Annotated in this window: 10 protein-coding genes; 2 read left to right on the forward strand and 8 right to left on the reverse strand. The window is 71.1% G+C overall.

All coding sequences use genetic code 11. The features are described from left to right. Positions 1–12: 12 nt before the first annotated feature. Both BH719_RS04365 and BH719_RS04370 read right to left on the reverse strand, forming a co-directional pair. Positions 13–1,410, reverse strand: coding sequence for an extracellular solute-binding protein (locus BH719_RS04365; RefSeq protein WP_009743552.1), 1,398 nt, complete (start codon positions 1,408–1,410; stop codon positions 13–15). 130 nt (positions 1,411–1,540) lie between these two features. After that, entirely contained in the window at positions 1,541–4,444 is a 2,904-nt protein-coding gene (locus BH719_RS04370) for a glycoside hydrolase family 2 TIM barrel-domain containing protein (protein ID WP_009743553.1), read from the reverse strand. Positions 4,445–4,558: 114 nt separating this feature from the next. Here BH719_RS04370 and BH719_RS04375 point away from each other — a divergent pair, with 114 nt between their 5' ends. Then, complete coding sequence (locus BH719_RS04375; protein WP_009743554.1) at positions 4,559–5,584, forward strand: LacI family DNA-binding transcriptional regulator; 1,026 nt, start codon at positions 4,559–4,561, stop codon at positions 5,582–5,584. A gap of 312 nt (positions 5,585–5,896) precedes the next feature. Here BH719_RS04375 and BH719_RS04380 read toward each other — a convergent pair whose 3' ends face one another. Next, a complete protein-coding gene (locus BH719_RS04380; RefSeq protein WP_009743555.1) occupies positions 5,897–6,799 on the reverse strand; it encodes a DUF4862 family protein in 903 nt (300 codons plus the stop codon). Positions 6,800–6,804: 5 nt separating this feature from the next. After that, positions 6,805–8,280: an MFS transporter gene (locus BH719_RS04385; protein ID WP_009743556.1), complete on the reverse strand. Its 1,476-nt coding sequence runs from the start codon at positions 8,278–8,280 to the stop codon at positions 6,805–6,807. A gap of 277 nt (positions 8,281–8,557) precedes the next feature. Here BH719_RS04385 and BH719_RS04390 point away from each other — a divergent pair, with 277 nt between their 5' ends. Further along, the gene (locus BH719_RS04390; RefSeq protein WP_009743557.1) at positions 8,558–10,795 is read left to right on the forward strand and encodes a sialidase family protein; all 2,238 of its coding nucleotides are present in this window, start codon (positions 8,558–8,560) and stop codon (positions 10,793–10,795) included. A 264-nt stretch (positions 10,796–11,059) separates the two neighbouring features. Here BH719_RS04390 and glmM read toward each other — a convergent pair whose 3' ends face one another. The 4 genes from glmM to BH719_RS04410 form a co-directional block, all read right to left on the reverse strand. Then, the gene (gene glmM, locus BH719_RS04395; protein WP_009743558.1) at positions 11,060–12,412 is read right to left on the reverse strand and encodes a phosphoglucosamine mutase; all 1,353 of its coding nucleotides are present in this window, start codon (positions 12,410–12,412) and stop codon (positions 11,060–11,062) included. Between the two features lie 116 nt (positions 12,413–12,528). Beyond that, the gene (gene rpsI / locus BH719_RS04400) at positions 12,529–13,020 is read right to left on the reverse strand and encodes a 30S ribosomal protein S9 (RefSeq protein WP_009743559.1); all 492 of its coding nucleotides are present in this window, start codon (positions 13,018–13,020) and stop codon (positions 12,529–12,531) included. Positions 13,021–13,060: 40 nt separating this feature from the next. Next, a complete protein-coding gene (gene rplM, locus BH719_RS04405; protein ID WP_034220121.1) occupies positions 13,061–13,504 on the reverse strand; it encodes a 50S ribosomal protein L13 in 444 nt (147 codons plus the stop codon). Between the two features lie 209 nt (positions 13,505–13,713). After that, positions 13,714–14,370: tRNA pseudouridine synthase A (locus BH719_RS04410; protein ID WP_009743561.1), on the reverse strand; the 657-nt coding region annotated here is incomplete at its 5' end.

Genomic DNA, 14,370 nt, shown 5'->3' on the forward strand with positions numbered 1-14,370 from the left:
CCCGCCCCGGGATCATTCGGTGAGGGCGGAGAGCTTGGCGTTCATCGCGTCCTGGGCGGCCTTGAGGGCGGCCTTGGGGTCGGCCTCTCCGCGGATGGCCTTGTTGACGTTCTCAACGAGGATGTCGGAGACGCCCCCGGTCATGTAGAACACGTCGGTGTACGCCTCGGCGTCCTTCGCGGACTGCGCGGCCTGCTCGTAGGCGGCCTTGAAGACCGGGTCGTCGGCGATCTCCGGCGGGTTGGCGACCAGCTTGTCGAGGGCCTCGGTGGCGGCCGGGAAGATGATCGCGCCGCCGTCGTGGGTCCACGCGTACTCGTTCTCGGCGTTGGTGATCCACTCGGCGAACTTCATCGCCAGGGGCGCGTTCTTCGTGGTGACGGACACGCCGATGTACTGGCCCTCGAAGACGGGCTTGATCCCCTCGTTCGTGGGGAAGGGGCCGACCCCGGTGTTCTCGTAGACGGCGGAGTTGTTGCTCTTGACGGACTTGAGGAAGGAGGCGTTGGGGGTGCCGAAGGCGAGGTTGCCGTCGGTGTAGGCCTTGCCGGGGTCGGGCTCGCCGGTGAGGGAGTCCTTCGGGATGGCGCCCGAGGCGTAGAGCTCGGCGAACCTGGTGACGTAGGCGATGGCCGCCTCGTTGTCCGCGAAGTCGAAGGCGGTGTTGTCGTTGTTGAGCAGTTTGACGCCCATGCCGTGCAGCTGCGCGGTCATGTACCACTGGGGGGAGCCGTAGATGCCGAAGTCCTCGGGGCTGTTGGCGTGGACCTGCTCGGCGTAGTCGAACATCTCCTCCATGGTGGCGGGCGGCTTGTTCTCGTCCAGGCCGGCGCGCTTGAAGACGTCCTTGTTGTAGGTGGTGATGTAGGGGCCGAAGTACCAGGGCAGGGCGGTGTGGTGCCCGTTCGCCCCCATGGCGGTGGAGTCCCAGATGCTCTTGACGAACTTGTCGCCGATGCCGGGCGCCTTGACGTCGTAGTCCATGAGCAGGTTGGCCTTGGACAGGGCGAGGATGGACGAGGAGGGCGTGTTGACGACGTCCGCCATCTGGCAGTTGGTGGCCTGCGCGGTGATCGCCTGGTCGAACTCGGCGCCGCCGCCCTGGTCGGTCCACTTGATCTTGGTGCCGGGGTTGGCGGCCTCGAACTCGGCGATCTTCGCCTCGAAGAACTCGGCGAAGTCGGCTTGGAGGCCCTGGGTCTGGAAGGTGATCTCGCCCTCTACCTTCGAGGTGTCGATGGCCTTGCCGTCGACGTTGCCCTCTGGGATGTCGCACGCGACATCGGGCTTGGGGATCGCGGAGCCGCTGTCGGCCCCCGGCGAGCCGGATCCGCCGCCGCAGGCAGTGAGCCCGATGGTGGCGAACATGGCGAGCGCGAGTCCACCCGCCGCCATCTTCTTGTTCAACATGCGAAACCTCCGTTGGTCCGTGTATTCCGGGTGGGATTCCCGGATGACTGACTATCTCGTGTTAGTCACTGGTAGTAGGATAGCGCGCGCATCTGGGAAATGCACTAGCAGGACACGGAACGACAAAACGTTACCCGACTGTTACACGCGGACCATCGGCCCCCGCCTCGTGGGCGCGGGCGCACACGAAGGCGATGCGCCGGGGGGCGGGCGCCGCCGCGAAGCGCGGCCGCGAATCCGGGCCGCACGAGCGCGACCCGATCCCGTCCTGGACGGCGTCCAGCCACAGGAACGTCCGATCCGACTCCGCCAGGTCCCCCCAGTGGGCGGCTTCGGCCAGTTCCCGCTCGTCCCACGGGCACACGGACCAGCCGAGCGCACCGAGGGGCACGAAGTAGAGCGCGTCGGAGCCCCTGCCCAGGCGCAGGGCCTTGAGGCCGGGCCGGTGGCCGCCCTCCTGGGGCCGCACGCACACGTCCCACAGCGCGTCGGTGGCGCCCGCGCCGTAGCCGTCGGGGTCGTCGCCGGGCATGTCCGCGTAGGCGATGGACGCCTCCCCCACCCAGGACGCCTCCCAGGGGCCGCCGGGCAGCTCCAGGCGCAGGCCCATGCGCGGCAGCCTCCGGGGCAACGGGCCGTAGGGCTCCAGGTCGATGACCACGCGCTCGCCGTCCAGGAAAGGCCCCCACGGCCCGGCCAGCCCGATCCGCAGGGGACGGGACTCGGAGCGCGCGTCCACGCCGAACTGGCGGGACGCCGCGCCCCAGCGCTCGTGCACCAGGCGCGCGCCGTCGGAGCGCTCGAGGAGGGAGCGGGGGCTGCGGCGCACGAAGGCCAGGCGCGCCTCCTCCCACCGGTCCGCGCGGGACACCCCGGGCCGGTTCAGCCCCTCCCCCATCGGCCCCACGCCTTCCTCGTCGAGGCCCCAGTAGTCCAGGGGCCCGCGCCCGCGGTCGTTGTCGGTGGGGGCCCTGTACAGGCTCACGGACGCCCGCACCGGCAGTCCCCCCAGCGCCGTCCACGCGCCCGTGGCGTCGACGTCCACGGCGTGGAAGGCCCCCTCGGGCGCCTCCGCGCCGTCCTCCCCGTGGGCGGCGCACCACTGGGCCAGGCCGCGCAGGGCGCGCGCCCCGTCCGCGTCCCGCTCCTCCACACGCGCCCGCTTGGCCGCGAGCGCGCGCAGGGCAGGGGCGCCGGGGGCCATCGCCCGCGCCCAGGCCCACGTCCCCGCGTAGATCCTGGAGTGGGCGTCCACCAGCCCGTCGCACACGAATGTGCCGTCGTGGATGGGCTCCCCGAAGTCGCCGCCGTAGGCGAGGCGGAGGGCGCCGCCGTGGCGCTGGTCCAGGGCGTGGTCGCGCCACTCCCACACGAAGCCGCCCGCATGGCGGGGGTGGTCCATCTGGGCGGCGTAGAGGGCGGCGCCCCCGGGCCCGGTTCCCATGGCGTGCAGGTACTCGCACATCAGGTAGGGGGCGCGCCGGGCGCGCGCCCGGGCCTCCCCGTCCACCTCCGCGCTGGGATGGCCGGGCACGGCGATGGGGGCCCGCGGGTCGGAGTCGTCCAGGGCCGCCGCGACCTCCTCCAGCGCCGGGTACATCCGCGAGTACACGTCGGCGTACTCCATGGCGTGGTCGCCCTCGTAGTGGACCAGGGCCCCCTCGGCGCGCTCGTGGATCCAGCGGGCGGCCGCTGCCAGGTTCGCCCCGGTGCCGGACTCGTTGCCCAGTGACCACAGGGCGATGGAGGGGTGGTTCTTGTCGCGCTCGAAAGCGCGCCTCGTGCGCTCGTCGAAGGCGTCCGCCCAGCGCGGGTCGTCCGACGGGTTGTCCGCCCACGCCCTGTCGGCGCCCTCGAAGCCGTGGGTCTCGATATCGCCCTCGAGCACCACCCACAGGCCGATCTCGTCGGCCAGATCCAGGACGCGCGGGTGGGGCGGGTAGTGGGAGGTGCGGATGGCGTTGACGCCCAGGGACTTCATGAGTGCGAGGTCCTCGCGGACCCACGCCTCGTCGAAGACGCGGCCGCGGTCGTGGCGGATCTCGTGGCGGTTGACGCCGTTGAAGACCAGGGGCGCCCCGTTGGCGCGCAGTTGGCCCCCCACGACTTCGACGCGCGTGAAACCGATCCTCAGCCCCCGGGGCGCCGCGCCGTCCAGGGCGAGCTCGGCGCGGTAGAGCACCGGCCGGTCGGGCGACCAGGGGCGGACGGGGCCGCAGTCGACCCACCCGCTCCGGTGGCGCCCGCCGGGCCCGGGCCCGAGCCGCACGGGCAGGACCGCCCCCTCCCCTTCCGCTCCGACAAGGCGGAGGACCCCGTCCAGGGCAGCGCCTGTCCCGCCTGGCGCCAGCGCCTCGACGCGCACGCGCCCCTCGCCGTCCCGGTAGTCGGTCGACAGCCACACGTCGTGGACCGAGGCGGCGCCCAAGTGGCGCAGTTCGACATCGCGGAAGATCCCGGGCAGCCACCACTGGTCCTGGTCCTCCAGGTAGGACCCGGAGGAGAACTGGCTGACCCGCACGACCACCTCGTTCGCGCCGGGGCGCACGGCTCCGGTGATGTCGAGCTCGTGGGCGAGGCGGGAGCCGGTGAACATGCCGATCCATGTCCCGTTCACCCACACGCGCGCCTGGGACTCCACGCCGTCGAAGCGCAGGCGGATCTGCCCGTCCCCCACCCACTGGGCGGGGACGTCGAAGGCGCGGCGGTAGTCGCCGGTGGGGTTGTCGGCCGGGGGATGGGGAGGGTCGACGGGGAAGGGGAAGTCGACGTTCGTGTACGCCGGGCGGCCCCAGCGCCCGTGCGGCGCCATGACCCAGTGGGAGGGCACGTCGATCCGTTCGGCGCAGGGGCCCAGGACCGGGCACGGCGAGGGCTTCTCCGGGTCGTCGAAGGGGTCGGGCAGGCGCGGGTGGTGGACGAAGTCCCAGGAGCCGTTGAGGCTGATCGTGGGCTCGTCGGTCAGCCACGAGCGCGGGGGGCACAGGGCGCCCGCCGACGGGGAATACGATTGGGGAGTGACGCGCGCGTCCACTTCGACACCTCCATTGGATCCATAACCCTGCTCCAGGCGGGGCCAGGAAGTAGACTAACACGTTATAGTCCCCTTGGGAGAACGAATCCGCCGAACCAAGCCGAAGGAGCCGCCGTGGAACGCGTGACCCGTGCCGACGTCGCCAGGGAAGCGGGCCTCGCGCCGTCGACCGTATCCCTCATCCTCAACGGGCGCGGGCGCCAGGTGAAGATCTCCGAGGCGACGATCGCCCGGGTCGAGCGCATCGCCCGCGAGCTCAACTACATCCCCAACGCCGCCGCGCGCTCCCTGCGCTCGGGCAACTCCCACCTCATCGCGCTGCTCATGGCCGAGCTGCCCGACGACCCCTTCGTCCCGGTCGTCCACACCGTGCTCACCACGGCGATGATCGAGATACAACGGCGCGGGTACCTGCTGGTCCCCCTCTTCCAGTCCAGCGACGACCCATCGGACGCGGAGGTCATCCGCTCGGTCATGGGCGACACCCAGCTGGCCGGGGTCATCCGCGAGACCACGTCCGACGAGCGCTTCTCCTCCACCCTCCTGTGGAACATGGGCATCCCCGTCGTCGGCATGTCCATGATCGAGGCCGACGACTCCGCCGACGGGGCCGCACTGGTGCGCATCGACGAGTCGGCCGGGGTCGCGGCCATCATCAGGAGGACCGACCTGCCCTCGGGCGAGGCCGCCCACGCCGTCTTCATCGCGGGCCCCAACACGAACCACTCGCGCCAGAACCCCGTCCTCGCGCGCTTCGGCGACCGCGCCCGCATGATCTCGCTGCCCGACTGGGACGAGGCCACCGCCTACCAGGCGGCCTTCACCCTGCTGTCCCAGGACCCGCGGCTGGAACTCGTCTGCGTCGCCGACGACTCCCAGGCCCCCGGCGTCATCGCAGCGGCACGCGACCTGGACATCCCGGTCCCCGAGAGGCTCTCCGTCCTGGGGTTCGGCAACCAGGAGCCCCGCTCGGGCGAGCGCTTGGGGCTGACCACGGTGGAGTGGCCGCTGCGCGAGATGACGCGCCTGGCTGTCCAGGAGGTGATCGCCGCCATCGAGTCCCCCTCCCCCGGAGCCGTCGGCCGCGTCCGCACCCTCCCCACCTCCCCCGTCTGGAGGACCTCGGTGCGCGCCCGCTGAGGCGCTGCGGCCCGCCCCGGACTGGGCGCACCGGCACGGCAGCACGCGCCGTCCCGCCTCGGACCGGGCACATCGGCACGGCAGCACGCCCCGGCCCATGTCGCACACAAGGGAGGGAAATAGGAAACACAGCGCCGCACACAAGGGCGGAATCAAGCCCTTGTGTGCGGCGCACGTTTCGTAAATCAGGGTCCTTGTGTGCGCAACCGGCGGAGGCACTGCCCCGCGCCGAGTCCGTGGAAGAAGGAGCCGCCTTGTGTGCGCAACCGGGGGAGGCACTGCCCGGGGGGAGCCGGTCCGGGCCGCCCCCGGTTACCGCGCGGCGCCCGACGCCCGGTGGATCCTCGCCAGCATCGCCAGGCGCTCCTCCAGGGTCGCGTCCTTGGGAACGCAGACCTTCGCACCGAGGTAGTGGCATCCGCTCCCGAGCGCCGCCCGGGCGCAGCGCCCGATCTCCGTGTCGCTCATCAGGGACGCGGGCTCGTCGGCCTGTGCGGGCAGGTGCCCGTCGATCCAGGCGTACCCGTACTGGGTCTCCTCCGGGCCCGCGCCCGAGAAGACGACCCCGTCCAGGACCCCGCGCCCACCGGCCTCGCGCACGTGCTCGTACGCCGTGTCCGCCCTCCGGCCCTCGACGGCGGACCGCCCCCAGTTGATGTGGATGCCGATGCCGAGGCCGCCCACGATGTCGATCTCCGACTCGAGGGAGAGGAACCCCTTCTCCGGGGTCTGCTCGGGGATGAACCTGTCGCAGTGCTCGACGACGAGAGCCGCTCCGCACCAGTCCCACGCCGCCAGCTCCTCGAGGGAGCGCTTGAAGGCGTCGGCCTGGGCGCGGCGCGTGGGCGCCGAGTGCAGCTGGACGCGCGCCACCAGGGGCCGTCCCGCGCGCTCGCACAGCTGGCCGAGGTCGCGGTTCAGGGCCCGGGTGAACTCGATGGCCGCCTGGCGCCCGGCCCCGTCGGGCGAGGCCAAGCCGAAGCCGCCGTCCTTCCAGACGTTCTGCATGGTGCCGGGAATAGCGGTGACCGTGTTGAAGTCCCAGTGGGGGGCCAGGCGGGAGGCCAGGACGCCACCGTGGTCGGCGAGCTGTCCGGGGTAGGGGATCTCCACGCCGCTCACCCACGGCTGCTCGGCCAGGAGGGCGTAGTAGTCGGCCTCCGACTCCGGTGCCGGGAGCGAGGCGTAGGCTCCGACGATGAACGGGACCGCCATCGCGCTCACCCCTCCTCGATGATCTCGTCGTTGCCGTCCTCCGGCCGGACCCACTCGGGTCCGACCAGCTTCTGGAGCAGGCGCGGGATGTTCGCGCCGATGGAGACCATGACGACCGCCGCGAAGCCGAAGGACAGGATGGCCAGCGCCAGGCCGAGCGACAGTCGCTCGGCGATGGCCGCGCCGAGGACCGGGCCGACCGCGCCGCCCAGGGCGCCGACGTTGTAGCAGAAGCCCAGACCGGCGGCGCGCTTGTCGACCGGGAAGTAGCTGGAGACCCACTTGGGGAGCAGGCCGGAGACGCCCTGGCCGAACATCTGCTGGAAGAAGAGCAGTCCCGCGACCAGCGCGACGTACTGCCCGTTCTGCATGAACAGCGGGAAGACGATCGCCTGCGAGAGCAGCAGGGAGACGGCGTACCAGCGGCGCATGCCGAACCTGTCGCCCGCGAAGCCGGCGACGATGTAGCCGGCCGCGTTGCCCAGGCCCGCGAAGGAGACGACGTTGGCGACGACCTGCTGGTCCATCCCGACTCCGCGCAGGTACGTCGGCAGGAGGCCCTGGATCGGCCACGTGTACATGAAGGACGCGAAGATCGTCAGCATGATCGCGATGCCGATGATCCAGCGCTTGGAGTCGAATTGGATGATCAGGTAGATGAAGATGACGGCGGAGACGGCGCCGAGGAGGCTGACGGCGAGGGTGCCCCCGACGGTCTGGGTGAAGATGAGCAGGAGCGCGATGAAACCGATGACGACGGCGATGTAGTTGACGACCTTGCGGGAGCCGCCGAAGAGCACCGCCAGCATGTCGTTCTTCTCGACGTGCCCCTTCTCCTTCGCCTCGCTCCAGTCGGCGGCCTCGGGCAGGGTCCGGCGCATGTAGATGGCGACGACGATCGGGATGATGCCCGTGAGGAAGAGCGCCCTCCAGCCCCAGCCGGGGTGGAGCGAGTCGACCCAGGTGACGAAGTACTTGTCCACCTGCGCGGCCGCGATCACACCGAAGGCGTAGCCCGACAGCAGGAAGCCGGACGCCTTGTTGCGCATGTGCTTGGGCCAGGACTCGATGACGTAGGCCGCGGAGGCCGAGTACTCGCCGGCCATGGCGAAGCCGATGATCAGGCGCAGGACGAAGAGGACCCAGAAGTTCGGCGCGAGCGCGCAGGCGATGGACCCGAAGGCGAACATGAAGATCGACAGGATCATCGCGGGTTTGCGGCCGTAGCGGTCGCCGATCGCCCCCAGGACGAGGCCGCCGATCCAGCGGCTGATGAAGGCGGCCGAGATCAGGGAGGCGCTCTGCACGAGCGACAGGTCGAAGGCCTGTGTGATCGCGGGCAGCGCGAAGGAGATCAGGACGAAGTCGTAGCCGTCAAGCAGGACGCCGATCCAGGCGGCGAAGAACGCTTTGCGGTCTTCTTTCGTGAGGTACTGGTACCAGCGCTTCTTGGGGAGCGCTGGCGCTGGCGACGTGTTCATCGGAATCCCTTCCTATTCATTCATCGTTGAATCACGTGGACCGTTCAGGGCCAGACACCCGACTGAAATTTGTCAGACATCTTGTGGAAGATGTTAACCCGCTCTCACATTGAAGTCAACACGGCGCGGACACGGCCAGGGCGCCGGGCCCCGGCCAGGGATTGCCCCATCGGAGCGCGCTTGCTAACCTGTCTGACAAATCCTGGTGCGCCCGACCCACAGCCCCCCGTGACGATGCGGCCGGCAGTGGACAACCCCAACAGAAAAGGTGACGAACATGCAATCCGACACGACCGACCCCGGGATCTCCTGGGTCCTGCAGTTCCGCGCGCGGATCGACGGAACGCTCATCCGGCTCCACAGTTCCGAGGCCATCGGCTGGGAACTGTCCATCCGCGCGGGAGCGCTCTTCCTCGAAGGATCGACGAACTCCATGGCCTTCGCCCTGGACATGGAGGACACCGCCTCCCTCACGGACGGCACATGGCACGCCCTCGCGATCACGGCGGCCGGCGCCGGTTCGAGGATCTTCCTCGACGGGTACCAGTGCTTCTCCACGACCGCGGACCTTTCCCCCGCCGCCAGCGGCGAGAACGCCGAACTGTCCGCCTCCCCCAGCGCGGGCATCGACGTCCGCGCCTTCGCCGCCCACGACTCCGTGCTGTCCCCCACGGAGATCCTCGCGCTGTCGCCGGCGCCGACTCCGCTCATCGAGTTCGCAGCCGCCCGCCTGTCCGACTACGACGTCGCCGAGCTGTCCGAACTCACCTCGGGAACCATCTTCGCGCGCTACCGCGTGCGCGGCCCCGGGCAGCACGGCACGATCCTCGCAGCGGCCGGAGCAGGGCGCGAGCAGCTGAACCTGTCAGTGACCGAAGAGGGAATCGAGTACAGGGTCCTGGGCCGCAGGGGCCAATGGCGGGTCTTCACCGCTCACGGGCACTGGGACCAGGGCCGCTGGCACGACGTCGTCGTCCGGGTCGGCCACGGCGCCGTCGAGATCTACGTCGACGGCTACCTGGAGGCGCACCTGCCCGGCCAGGTCTTCTTCGCGGGAGTCGACGCCCTCGACGAGGTCGTCATCGGCCAGGACGCCTCCGGCTCGCGCCTCTTCGGCGAGGTCCGCAACGCGGCGCTCTACAGCTGCGTCCTCAACGACGCCCAGATCAAGAAGCTCTCGTCCGTCGCCCCGCTGGACACCCAGTGCCTCTTCGACGCCGGCTTCCACGACTCCATCAGCTACCGCATCCCCTCGCTCATCACGCTGGATTCGGGGGTCGTCGTCGCCGGGGCGGACCAGCGCGAGACGATCGCCAATGACTCCCCCAACTCCATCAACTTCACGATCCGCCGCTCCTTCGACGGCGGGCGCACCTGGGGCGACCTCCAGACCGTGCTGTCCTACCCCGGCCACGGGGCGACCGGGGCATCCGTCATCGACTCCTGCGTGGTCCAGGACCGGAGCACGGGCCGCCTCATCGTCCTCATCGACCACTTCCCGGGCGGCATCGGCCAGCCCAACGCCGAGGCGGGCGCGGGGGTGGACGCGAAGGGGCGCTACATCCTCCACGACGCCCAGGGCGCGCAGTACACGTGGAACGAGGACGGGAGCGTCACCGACTCCGAGGGCGGGCGGACGCCCTACACCGTTTCCGAGCGCGGCGACGTCACCGTCACCGAGGGAGGCGAGCGGGCCCGGGGCGGCAACGTCTTCCTGGCGGACGGAGAGGACCCGGACCAGACGCTCCTCACCGCGCGCACCTGCTTCCTGCAGATGATCCACTCCGACGACGACGGCGCGACGTGGTCCGGCCCCGTCAACCTCAACCAGGACGTGAAGGAGGAGTGGATGTCGTTCTGCGGGACCTCCCCGGGCACGGGCGTGCAACTGCGCAGCGGGCGCCTGGTCGTTCCGGTCTACTACAACGGCGACCACAAGCGCCACTTCTCGGCGGCCGTCGTCTACTCCGACGACGGCGGGCAGACCTGGAAGCGCGGCGCGTCCCCCAACGACGGGCGCGTGTTCGACGGGCGGCGGATCGACTCGCGCACCCTGGACACGGAGTCCGCCGCGACCCACGAGGCCACCCTCATCGAGCGCGCGGACGGTTCGCTGCTCATGCTCATGCGCAACCAGCACCCCAGCGGCAAGGTCGCCGCGGCGGTGAGCGCCGACGGCGGCGAGACGTGGGGCGAGGTGCGCTTCGTCCAGGAGATCGACGAGATCTTCTGCCAGCCGAACGCGGTGCCCTGGCCCAGTGAGGACTGCCCCGAAAGGGTCGTCTTCGCGAACGCCTCGCAGATGCGCCCGTACCGGGGCCGCGGCGTCCTGCGGCTGTCCGAGGACGGTGGGCGCACGTGGACCGCCTCGCGCACCTTCAACCCGGCGCACTACGTCTACCAGTGCATGGCCGTCCTGCCCGATGGCGCGCTGGGCCTGCTGTGGGAGCGCGAGATGCAGGGCCTGTACTTCACCCGGATCCCCCTCGAGTGGTTCGAGGCCGCGAAGCAGTGAGCGCCACCGGGGCCGCCGCGCCCGTATGACGCCGCGACCGCCTGCCGGTGGGGCCCCATTGCGGGGACTCCACCGGCAGGCGGTTCCCATTCGCGGCGCGGTCCGAGGCTCCGCCTCCGCCGATGAGGGCGCCCGGGCGGCTGACCGCCATGGGCGCGACGCGGGACCGCGCGGACGGGACCAGCGGAGGAGGTCCGGCAGGCCCGCGCGCACCGGACGCGCCCCCGCGCGGGCGGCGCCCGCCTGCCGCGCCCCTGCGGGCCCTCAGAGGGCCAGGTTCCGCTTCACCACGTCGGCCAGGGACTCGGCGACCGCGTCCGCCTCCTCCTGGGTGGCGGCCTCCACCATGACGCGCACGAGCGGCTCGGTGCCCGAGGGGCGCAGCAGGACGCGGCCGGACTCCCCCAGGCGCGCCTCGGCGGCCGCGACGGCCTCAGCGACGGCCCCGTTCGACGAGGCGCCCGCGCGGTCGACGCCCGCGACGTTGATGAGGGTCTGGGGCAGCCGGTGGACGAAGGAAGTGAGGTCGGCCAGGGACTGCCCGGACTCCTTGACCATGCGGGACACCAGCAGGGACGAGAGGATCCCGTCGCCCGTGGTGGCGTGGTCGGTGGCGATGATGTGCCCGGACTGCTCGCCGCCCAGGCTGTATCCGGAGGCGAGCATCTCCTCCAGCACGTAGCGGTCGCCCACCCCCGTCTGGACGGTCGCGATGCCCGCCTCGCGCATCGCGAGGAGGAGCCCCAGGTTGCTCATGACGGTGACGACCAGCGTGTCCTTGGCGAGGGCGCCGCGCCGGTGCGCGTCCACGGCCAGGGCGCCCATGATCTTGTCGCCGTCGACCAGTGCCCCCGTGTGATCGACCGCCAGGCAGCGGTCGGCGTCCCCGTCGTAGGCGACTCCGAAGTCGGCGCCCGCCCCGACGACTGCGGCCATCAGGGCCTCGGGATGGGTGGATCCGGCGTTCAGGTTGATATTGCGCCCGTCGGGCGAGGCGTTGATGACGGTGGCGTCGGCGCCCAGCTCCCGGAAGACCGCCGGGCCGAACTCGGAGGCTCCCCCGTTGGCGCAGTCGATGACGACTCTCAGGCCCCGCAGGTCCGTGCCGACGGCCCCGACCAGGTGGCGGATGTAGGATTCGCGCGCCCACGCGTGGTCCGCGTCGATCTCGCCGACGCCCTCACCCGTGGGCCGCTCCCAGTCGGTCCCGACGAGGGCCTCGATCTGGTCCTCGACGGCGTCGGCCAGCTTGTGTCCGCCGTGGGCGAAGAACTTGATGCCGTTGTCGGGCATGGGGTTGTGGGAGGCGGAGATCATCACGCCCAGGTCCACGCCGTCCTCGGTGGCGGTCAGGTGGGCGACGGTGGGCGTGGTGACGACGCCGATGCGCGTCACGTCCATCCCCGCGCTCGCCAGCCCCGCCGCCAGGGCGTGGTCGAGGAACTGGCCGGAGATGCGCGTGTCCCTGCCGATGATCGCGCGGGGCTTGGACCCGTCGGGGCGGGGCCGGCAGCCGAACTGGCGGGCGGCCGCCTCGCCGAGCCTCAGCGCCAGATCCGCTGTGATGTCCACGTTGGCCAGACCGCGCACCCCGTCGGTGCCGAACATCCTTGGCATTGTCTCTCCGTTCACGAGAAATATGGTCGGCAACAAGGCTACCGCGCGACTCCCATAACGCGGTACCCCGCTCCGGAAAATGGAGCGGGGCACCGTTTCACAGTTGCGGCGCGGCCTCAGCGCTTCGAGAACTGCGAGGCCTTGCGGGCCTTCTTCAGGCCGGCCTTCTTGCGCTCGGTGACGCGGGCGTCGCGGGTCAGGAAACCGGCTTTCTTCAGGGCGGGGCGGTTCGCGTCGCGGTCGATCTCGTTGAGCGCGCGCGAGATGCCCAGGCGCAGGGCGCCGGCCTGGCCGGAGACGCCGCCGCCGTTGATGCGGGCGACGACGTCGAAGCGGCCGTCGATGTCGAGCAGCACGAAGGGGGACTTCACCAGCTGCTGGTGCAGCTTGTTGGGGAAGTAGTCCTCCAGGGTGCGGCCGTTGATGGTCCACTGGCCGGAGCCGGGGACCAGGCGGACGCGGGCAACGGCCTCCTTGCGGCGGCCAAGGCCCGCGCCGGGCGCGGTGATGGACTGACCGGCCCCGGCGGGGGCGGATTCGGTCTCGGTCGTGTATGAGCCTGTGACGATCTCCTCGTCCAGCTCGACGGAAGCAGTGGTCTCGGCCACGGTTCTCCTCAGTGCGTTGTCGGTGCCAGTGGCGCGGGGCTCACTGGGCCACCTGGGTCAGTTCGTAGGGAACCGGCGACTGGCCGGCGTGGGGGTGCTCCGCACCGGCGTACACGTGCAGCTTCTTGAACTGCGCGCGGCCGAGGGAGGTGTGGGGAAGCATGCCCTTGACGGCCTTCTCGATGACGCGCTCGGGGGCGGTCGCCATGAGGTCGCGGTAGGCGGTGGCGGTGAGGCCGCCGGGGCGCCCGGAGTGGCGGTAGGCCATCTTCTGCTCGAGCTTCTTGCCGGTCAGCGCGACCTTGTCCGCGTTGATGATGATGACGTAGTCGCCCATGTCCATGTGAGGGGCGAACGTCGGCTTGTGCTTCCCACGAAGGAGGTTGGCGGCGTGTGCCGCCAGACGGCCGAGGACGACATCGGTGGCGTCGATGACGAACCACTTCTTGTCGGCGTCCCCGGGCTTGGGTGAATAGGTGCGCACGGGCGTAACCTTCAATTCTTGTCAGTCATGGGGCGCCCCCTCCGACTGGGAGCGGGGCCCGCGATGAAACAGTTCCGCGAGGCGCCAGCGAGTCTGCTCGGCGAGTGGGAGGCACCGGGCGCTCTGCTGACGCGCAGCGTTAGCCAGTTTATCGGCGCGCCACTGCCCGGTCAAAGCACGGCGCCCAGTGTGGGCGATTCCTCACAGGCTCATGATTCCGCGCCGCAGCAGGCGTCCCGCCTCCTCCGGGCCAGCCGGGCGCGCAGCGCCCACTCCTCGGGCCCGGGGTAGTCGACGCGCTCCAGGGTGAGGCCACGGGCGGGGGCTATGGGGGCGGCGCTCGCGCGGGAGCGGGCGTCCAGGAGTGCCCTGGGCCAAGGGGCGGGCCTCGCCCCCCTGCCGACCAGGGCCAGGGCGCCGACCAGGGAGCGCACCATCGAGTGGCAGAAGGCGTCGGCCCCGACGTGGAACTCGACGAGGCCGTCCGGCGCCCGCACGGCCTCGAGGCGCGTGAGCGCGCGGATGGTGGTCGCGCCCTCGCGGGGGCGGCAGAAGGACAGGAAGTCGTGTTCACCCAGCAGGGCCTCCGCCGCCCTGTTCACCGCCGCCAGGTCGAGCGGGCGGTCGTCCCACACGCAGTCCCAGCGGCGCAGGGGCGTGGGGCGGTCGGCGATCCGGTACACGTAGGAGCGCCCGGTCGCGCTGAAGCGGGCGTCGAAGTCCGCGCTGACGGGGGAGGCGGAGAGCACGAGCGCGTCGGAGACCCCTCTGGGCGGACGCTCCCCGCGCCCCTGCTCCCGCTGCGCCCACGCCCTGGCGAGCAGCGCGTTGGCGCGGCGCACCAGCGCTGCTGCGCAAGCGGTCTG

The organism is Pauljensenia hongkongensis, from assembly GCF_001746855.1.
GTDB lineage: Bacteria > Actinomycetota > Actinomycetes > Actinomycetales > Actinomycetaceae > Pauljensenia > Pauljensenia hongkongensis.

What these genes read in the sequence shown, in the direction of transcription:
- BH719_RS04365 (WP_009743552.1), bottom strand. Translation starts at nt 1,410, where the DNA reads ATGTTGAACAAGAAGATGGCGGCGGGTGGACTCGCGCTCGCCATGTTC.
- BH719_RS04380 (WP_009743555.1), bottom strand. Translation starts at nt 6,799, where the DNA reads ATGGCGGTCCCGTTCATCGTCGGAGCCTACGCCTCGCTCCCGGCACCG.
- BH719_RS04385 (WP_009743556.1), bottom strand. Translation starts at nt 8,280, where the DNA reads ATGAACACGTCGCCAGCGCCAGCGCTCCCCAAGAAGCGCTGGTACCAG.
- BH719_RS04390 (WP_009743557.1), top strand. Translation starts at nt 8,558, where the DNA reads ATGCAATCCGACACGACCGACCCCGGGATCTCCTGGGTCCTGCAGTTC.
- glmM (WP_009743558.1), bottom strand. Translation starts at nt 12,412, where the DNA reads ATGCCAAGGATGTTCGGCACCGACGGGGTGCGCGGTCTGGCCAACGTG.